General features: G+C 70.3%; 6 protein-coding genes. 3 read left to right on the forward strand and 3 right to left on the reverse strand.

Going from position 1 to position 7,832, the window contains the following annotated elements:
* From ACFWY5_RS54255 to sppA, 3 genes are all read left to right on the forward strand, one after another.
* Positions 1-935, forward strand: a 935-nt coding sequence (locus ACFWY5_RS54255) for a S8 family serine peptidase (RefSeq protein ID WP_379639799.1), incomplete at its 5' end; no start/stop codon positions are given.
* A 221-nt stretch (positions 936-1,156) separates the two neighbouring features.
* Complete coding sequence (locus ACFWY5_RS54260) at positions 1,157-3,073, forward strand: S8 family serine peptidase (protein ID WP_379639801.1); 1,917 nt, start codon at positions 1,157-1,159, stop codon at positions 3,071-3,073.
* 70 nt (positions 3,074-3,143) lie between these two features.
* A complete protein-coding gene (gene sppA, locus ACFWY5_RS54265; protein ID WP_379639802.1) occupies positions 3,144-4,844 on the forward strand; it encodes a signal peptide peptidase SppA in 1,701 nt (566 codons plus the stop codon).
* Positions 4,845-4,932: 88 nt separating this feature from the next.
* Here sppA and ACFWY5_RS54270 read toward each other — a convergent pair whose 3' ends face one another.
* The 3 genes from ACFWY5_RS54270 to ACFWY5_RS54280 all read right to left on the reverse strand — a co-directional run.
* Positions 4,933-6,303, reverse strand: a complete 1,371-nt coding sequence (locus ACFWY5_RS54270) for a sensor histidine kinase (protein WP_379639803.1) — start codon at positions 6,301-6,303, stop codon at positions 4,933-4,935.
* A 148-nt stretch (positions 6,304-6,451) separates the two neighbouring features.
* Positions 6,452-7,231 carry an alpha/beta fold hydrolase gene (locus ACFWY5_RS54275; protein WP_379639804.1) on the reverse strand — a complete coding sequence of 260 codons (780 nt, stop codon included), beginning with the start codon at positions 7,229-7,231 and terminating at the stop codon, positions 6,452-6,454.
* Between the two features lie 124 nt (positions 7,232-7,355).
* Positions 7,356-7,832, reverse strand: a 477-nt coding sequence (locus tag ACFWY5_RS54280; protein ID WP_379639805.1) for a flavin reductase family protein, incomplete at its 5' end; no start/stop codon positions are given.

The raw sequence follows: 7,832 nt of genomic DNA on the forward strand, positions 1-7,832 counted from the left end.
CCACGGTGGTCGCCGCGGGCAACGAGTCCTTCACCGGCGCCTCCTTCCCGGCCTGCGTCTCCTCGACCGTGGCCGTCGGCGCCAACGACGACGGCGACCGGATCGCCGACTTCTCCAACAGCGGGGCTTTGCTGGACCTGTTCGCGCCGGGCGTGGACATCGACTCGTCGGTCCCCGACGACCAGATGACGTCCTACAGCGGCACCTCGATGGCCGCGCCGCATGTGGCGGGGGCGCTGGCCGTACTGAAGGCGCAGAACCCGCAGACGCCGATGCCGGAGCTGATCGAGAAGCTGAGGACGACCGGCCGCCCCTACAGCTACGGCGGTGTCACCACGCCGCGCCTCGACCTCCAGGCCGCGCTGACCGGCGCCACCCCCGGCCCGCCGATCGAGCAGACCCCCACACCGGGCAACCCGGAGAACCCGGACCCAGAGAACCCGGGCCCGGACCCGGAGAACCCCGACCCGGACCCCAGCGGCCCCTCCCCCGAGCCCCAGCCGGACAACCCCCAGCCCAGCCCCGTCCCGCTGCCCACCGTGACCGTGACCGTGACCGTGAAGGCCACCCCGCCCGCGGCCATCTGCAAGCGCGGTACAGCGAGCAAGGAGCTGACCGGCAAGCAGTGGGCCGTGGAGATCCACCGCAGCAGCGGCACGATCCCGGACACCACGCTCAACTGCTACCTGCGCATGGTCGGCAAGGCCAGCAAGGTGTTCCCCGAGGTGACCAAGGCCTCGTCGCTGGGAACGGCGTACCGGGTGCTGAAGGGCACTTCAGGGGCGCGGGCCAAGCTGGACGCGGCGTTGCTGAGGGGCTGGCTGAACTGGTCGAACGGCACCGGCACCCTCCAGGCCCTCCAGTCCGCGGAAAAGGTCCGCCTGAGCGCCAAGTCCACCAAGGTCCAGCTCACCAAAGCCACAAAACTCCTCTGAGCCAACCGAAAGCCCAAATATCCGGATAACAGAGTCGTTTCAGACTCACCCGCCTCAGTGACCTCTCGTTACACTCTGCCCTCATAGGTGGGGCTTATCTGGGCTTTATTGCCGGATATTCGACTGAGCGGGTGGGGGAAATCTGCTTCGTCGCATGGATCGCGACTTCCGGTTTGCCGGGTCCCACTGTCTTCATGACCGGTTCGACCATCGGAGGAACAGTGAGACTACGGTCTCTGCTGGCGGGCACCGCCGTGCTCGCCTTTTCGCTGACGACGTTAGCCACGGCCCCCGCGAACGCGACGACGGCCGACGCGCCCGTCGTGGACCCGTCGGTCACCACGCAGGTGAACGCCGGCAAGACGGTCCGCGTGATCGTCGAGGTCGACTCGGACGCCAGCACGCGGACGGCGGCAAAGGAAGCCGAAACCGTCACGCCCGGCAAGGACGTCGCCGCGCCCAAGAGCGACGCCGAGGACTTCTTCGTCATGGGACTCGACAAGGAGTCCCTCGCCGAGCTCAAGACGGACAACAATCTCAAGTCGATCACCGAGGACATCGCCAGCGAGGTGACCCTCGATCAGAGCACCAAGGTGATCGGCTCGGACAAGGCCAACGCCGCGGGCAAGACCGGCGCGGGCTACGCCGTCGCGATCCTCGACACGGGCATCGACGTCAACCACCCGTTCTTCGCGGGCCGGATCACGGCGCAGGCCTGCTTCTCCACGACGCTCGGCAACGCGCAGTCGCTCTGCCCGAACGGCGCCAACCAGCAGACCACCGGCGACGCCGCCAACGCGGAGGTCGCCCGGTGCATGCTCGGCGACAACAACATCTGCTCCCACGGCACCCACGTGGCCGGCATCGCCGCTGGGAAGCGCACCGCGGGCATGGCCGCCGACGGCGTGGCTCCCGGCGCCAACATCGTCGCCATCCAGGTCTTCAGCCGGGTCACCGGCGGGAACTGCGGGCAGGGCAAGACCTGTGTCCTGTCCTATTCCTCCGACCAGCAGAAGGCCCTCGCCTACCTCGCGACCATCGCCGGGGCCCAGAAGGTCGTGGCGGCCAACATGAGCCTCGGGTCAAACAGGTTCAGCTCTCACTGCGACACCCACAATTCGGCGGCCCGGATCAAGCCGCAGATCGACGCCCTGCTGGGCGCGGGTGTGGCGACCGTCATCTCCTCGGGCAATGACAACTACGAGAACGCGGTCGGGGCGCCCGCGTGCATCTCGACCGCGGTGACCGTGGGTGGCACCAACAACGCCGACGGCCTGTACGACCGCACGAACCGGGGCCCCCTGCTGGACCTCTTCGCCCCCGGCGTCGCGATCCTTTCCGCCATCCCGAATGGCTACGCGCGCTTCAACGGCACCTCGATGTCGGCGCCGCACGTCACGGGCGCGTTCGCGGTGCTGAAGCAGGCCACGCCCAACGCCTCGCCCGCGCAGATCCTGGCGCGTCTCCAGGAGACCGGCAAGGCCATCCAGTACAGCAGCGACGGCCGTACGGTCACTACCAAGCGCATCGACCTCTTCAAGGCGCTGCCTCCGGTATCCACGCCGACTCCCACGCCGACTCCCACGGTGACGCCGACCGTGACGCCCACGCCGACCCCCACGGCCACAACCACGGTCACGCCGACGCCCACCCCCACGCCGACCAAGACGCCGACCTCGCAGCCGGACCCGGACCCGATCTCGATCGACCCGAACCCGGAGCCGGTCCCCGACACCTGCGAGCGCGGCAAGGGCACCAAGCCGCTCAGCTCCAAGGCGTGGGCCACGGAGATGCTGAAGACCAAGGGCTCGCTGTCGGACAAGACGCTGATCTGCTACCTGTCCATCGCGCAGAACGGCAGCAAGGTCTTCCCCGAGGCGACCAAGGCCGACACCCTGGCCCGTGCGTACAAGGTGCTGAACACGAAGTCGAAGGCGGGCAAGGCGCTGCTCGACCGGGAGCTGCTGGCCGCGTGGCTGAACTACGCGCACGGCGTGTACAACTCCTCGGCCAAGGTGCACGGCACGACCACGCTGAAGAAGGCGATCACGATCGCCGAGAAGCACCGGACCGGCAAGGCGACGACGGCGCAGCTGAAGAAGTCGGCCGTCTTCCTCTACCGGCACGTCAACAAGTAGGGAACGACTGATCGCCGTCCCTCTCCGGGGTGCCGCCCCGGAGAGGGACATGTCGCTTAGGGTGTGAAATATGGACCCAGGCAAGGCGATCTTCGAAACCGTCGACAAGCTTCGCCAGCGGCGCACCGCCCCGCTCGTGCTGGAGCTCGATCTCACCGAGGGGCTCACCGAAGGCCCTCCGGCGGATCCGCTCTCCGCGCTGCTGTCCATGCGCAAGCCCCGCCTGGCCGACGTGCTCGGCGGGCTCAGGCGGGCCAGGCACGACTCGCGGGTCAAGGCGCTGATCGTGAAGATCGGCGGGCAGCCGCTGGGCCTGGCCATGGTGCAGGAACTGCGGCAGGCGGTCATCCACTTCCGCAGCTCGGGGAAGCTGACCGTCGCCTTCTCCGAGACGTTCGGCGAGTTCGGGAACGGCACCGTCCCCTACTACCTCGCCTCCGCATTCGAGCGGGTCTACCTCCAGCCCAGCGGCGACGTGGGGCTCACCGGCGTCGCGCTGGAGGCGCGCTTCATCAAGAACGCCCTGGGCAAGCTGGGCATCTCCTACGAAGGCGCGCAGCGGCACGAGTACAAGACCGCGGCCAACATGTTCACCCAGGACCACATGACCGAGCCGCACCGCGAGTCGCTGACCCGGATCGCCGAGTCGGTCACCGAGCAGGTCGTGGCCGGGATCGCGGACGGCCGGCGGCTGGATCCCGAGAAGGTCAGGGAACTGGTCGACCGGGGGCCGTTCATCGGGAACGAGGCGGTCGAGGCCGGGCTGGTCGACCGGCTGGCCTACCGGGACGAGGTCTACGACGAGGTCAAGAAGGCCGCGGGCGCCGACTCGATGCTGCTGTTCGTGTCGCGGTACGCGAAGGCGCCGGCCGTACGGAAGCTGCCGCATCCCGGGGCCGACACGGTCGCGCTCGTGCACGGCAGCGGCCCGATCAGGATGGGCCGCAGCGGGCGCAGCCCGCTCGGCGGCGGCGGTGGCGCGATGGGGTCGGACACGATCGCCGCGGCGCTGCGGGCGGCGCGCAGGGACGAACACGTGAAGGCCGTGGTGTTCCGCGTCGACAGCCCCGGCGGGTCGTATGTCGCCTCTGACACGGTCTGGCGCGAGGTCGTGCTGACCCGCAAGACCAAGCCGGTGATCGTGTCGATGGGTGACGTGGCGGCGTCGGGCGGGTACTTCGTCGCGATGGCGGCCGACGTCATCGTCGCGCAGCCGGGGACGCTGACCGGGTCGATCGGGGTGTTCGGCGGCAAGCCGGTCCTGTCGGAACTGCTGGACAAGGTCGGGGTCAACTCCGAGCTGATCTCCCAGGGGGCCAACGCGGGGATGTTCTCGACGTCCCGGGCGTTCTCCCCGGAGCAGTGGGACCGGGTCAACACCTGGCTGGACCGTATTTACGATGACTTCGTGGGCAAGGTGGCCACGGGGCGCAAGCTCACCCGCGAACGTGCGCACGAACTCGCCCGCGGCCGCGTCTGGACCGGCGCCGACGCCCTCGAAGGCGGGCTGGTCGACGAGCTCGGCGGGCTGGAGGACGCCCTGGTGCTGGCCCGCAAGCGCGCCGGGCTGGCCGACGACGCGCCCGTGCGCACCTACCCGCGCCTGAACCCGCTGGAGCGCCTGCGCGGGCCGGACTCCAGCGAGGACCGCGCCGCGGCCCTGACGCGCATGCGCCTGGAGGCCTGGGGTCCGCTCGCCCGGCTCTCCGCCGAGCTCGGCCTCCCGCCGCAGGGCCCGCTCGCCCTGCCCTCCTGGTACGAGATCCGCTGACCTGGTACGAGATCCGCTGATCTTCTGAGTTACGGCAAGCCGCCCCCACACCCCCCGCCGACGCCGGCGGGCGGGTCGGGAGGTGTCGTCAGGCAGTCTGACGGGGTTGCTCGCCGTGACGGCCGGCGGACACCGCCGAGCGGGTCAGAAGCGGCAGCCGCAGGACGAACCGGGAACGATCCTCGACCTGGAGCGTCCCGCCGTGCCGGGTGGCGATCTCCCGCGCGATCGGCAGCCCGAGCCCGCTGCCGCCCGGATCCCTGGTCCGTCCTTCGGCGAGCCGGGTGAAGCGCTGGAACACCCGTTCCCGGTCGTCCGGCGCGAGCCCGTCGCCGTCGTCGCTGACCTCCAGCACGGCCTGCTCGGCGCAGGTGTCGCCGCGCACCACGAGCCGGACGGTGCTGTCGGCGTGCCGGATCGCGTTGTCCAGCAGGTTGACCAGCACGCGGGTGAGCTGCAGCCGGTCGCCCTCGACGACGACGCCGTTCTCCAGCTCGGTCAGCAGCTTCTTGGCCGGGTGCCGCCTGGCCAGCTCGTCGCGGGTCAGCTCGGCCAGGTCCACCGGCTCGGGCCGCGGCTCCATCCCGGCGTCCAGCCTGGCGACGGCGAGCAGGTCCTCGACGAGGAGCTGCAGCCGGTCGGCCGCGCGGTCCACGGCTTCGAGCGCGGCGTGCTCGGGACCGTCGTCGCGGGTCTCCATGAGCGCCAGGTCCACCTCGGCGCGCAGCCCGGTGATGGGGCTGCGTAGTTCGTGGGAGGCGTCGGCGACGAAGCTGCGCTGCTGGCTGAGGGCGCCGTCGAGCCGGTCGAGGGTCTGGTTCACGGTGATGGCGAGGGCGGCGATCTCGTCGTGGCGGCCGGTTTCCGGCACGCGGCGGTGGGGGTGGCTGCCGGTGATCTCCTCCAGCTCGGCCGTGATCGCCTCGACGGGCTTGAGCGCGCGCGAGACCAGTATCCACGTCAGCACCATCATCCCGGCGACGCCGACGGCGGCCGCGACGAGCAGGCCGAGCAGGGTGGGCCAGTCGTAGAGGTAGCCGGGTTTGGGGGTGGCGACATAGACGGACAGGTCGGAGGCGGCGCCCGCGGGGCTGATCGTGAAGCCGACCACGATGAGCTCGCGGCCGTCGTGCCGGACGACGCCGTCCCATCGGAAGTCGTCCCGGGGCGGGAGCTGCGTGGTCAGCGGTGGCTGCCCGGCCAGGTCGGGGGTGCTGGCGAGCACCTTCCCGCCCTCGGCGACCACCTGGACGCTCTGGCCGCTGACGGACGGGACCGGGTCCGGCAGTGCGTTCTCGCTCGCCAGTATGGACAGCCGCCGGGCCGCGGTCGCCAGTTGGTCGGTCACGTCGTCGACTTCCGAGTGATATCCCTGGACGGCCAGACCGGTACACAACACCAGCGCAAGAACCGTGGACACCAGCCCGGCGATGACGCAGCTGCGCGCGCGAAGGCTCACGCGTTACCCCCCTTTGTGCGTTTTGGGGGAACGCCTACTGGCGAGTAAAGCTTCCGGATATTTCAGTATTTACCCAGGTCAGGATGGGCACGGCCGTGCCGATCCTTCGCCCTGCCCGCTCGATCCGACATCGGGTAAAAACTCGAAGTCAGGCCGCGAAGAAGGCACGCAGCGCCGGGGCGAGGGCGGCGGCGTCGACGTTGTGCGGCTGCCCGGCCAGCGTCTCGCGACGCGCGGCGGGAAGGGCGGCGGCGAGAGCCTCGGCGGAGTTCGTGGCCCACGGCATGGTGCCGCCGTCGAGCACCAGGGCGGGGATCGCCACCCCGGCCATACGCTCGGCGGCCAGGGAGAAGTCACCGACGACCATGGCGTCGTAGATCAGGGTGTGGGCGGCCTTCTCCATGCCGGGCCACATCGGCATGCCGCGCATCGGGGTGACGAACTCGGCCGGCAGCCCGACCGCGGCGGTCAGGAACAGCTCCACCATGTCGCCCCTGCGGCCCTGCTCGCGCAGCGCCACGAGCCGGTCGAGGTAGTCGGCGGGCACCGGCGGGCGGGAGTCGTCCACGATGTACGGGGCCTCCCAGATGGCCAGCTTGGTGATGGGAAGCCCGTTCAGGACCGCTTCCAGCCCGATGATGCCGCCGCCGGAGGAGCCGAAGACGTACGCCTGGCCGCCGGCCTCCCGGATGACGGCGCCGAGGTCCTGGTAGACGCGCTCGACGGTGAACGGCTCGGTGTCGCCGCTCTCGCCGGAGCCGCGCCGGTCGTAGTTGTACACCGTGAACGAGTCGGCCAGCAGCGCGGCCAGCGGCGCGTTGACGGAGCGGTCGGTGGCGCCGCCGCCGCCGATGATGACCAGCGCGGGCCCCTCGCCGATCCGGTCGTAGGCGATGGTGGTGCCGTCCTGGGAACGAACGGTGCTCATGGTCTTCTCCCTGCCTGGGGGGTCGCTTGCCTCCAGTGTTCTAACGACAAAGGAACTTGTCAAGAACAAAAATTCTTTCGGTGAACGGCATGCGGCCTCCCGGCCGGGGATCGGAGAACAGGGGTCAGACCGGTCGGTAGCGGCCGCGCAGCCGTACCAGAGGGTCGACAGTGGGGGTCACGTAGTCGACGGCGAGCACCCCAGCCACGAACAACGTGTGGTCGCCCGCCGGAATCACCCGGACGGTCTCCAGCTCCAGCGCGGCCACCCCGCCCCCGACGATCAGCGCGGAGGTACGCGGCCCGCGGTGGTGCGGCACACCGGCCACCAGATGCCGCGCCGACGGACGCCCGGCGGTGGCGAACCGGCTGGCGACGGCCGCCTGCCCCGACGACAGCAGGGAGGCGGCCCAGAGGTCCTGGCGCAGCAGTACCTCGGCCAGGTAGCCGCGACTCGTCAGCGAGACCAGCACCAGCGGCGGGTCCGCGGAGACCGACATGAGGGCGGAGACCGTGACCCCGAGGTCGTCGCGGGGGTCTCCAACCGGGTCTGACGCGACGCCGGCGGGCCGAGGGGGCAAAGCCACGGTGTACACGCTCAA

This window comes from Nonomuraea sp. NPDC059007 (assembly GCF_042740555.1).
GTDB lineage: Bacteria > Actinomycetota > Actinomycetes > Streptosporangiales > Streptosporangiaceae > Nonomuraea.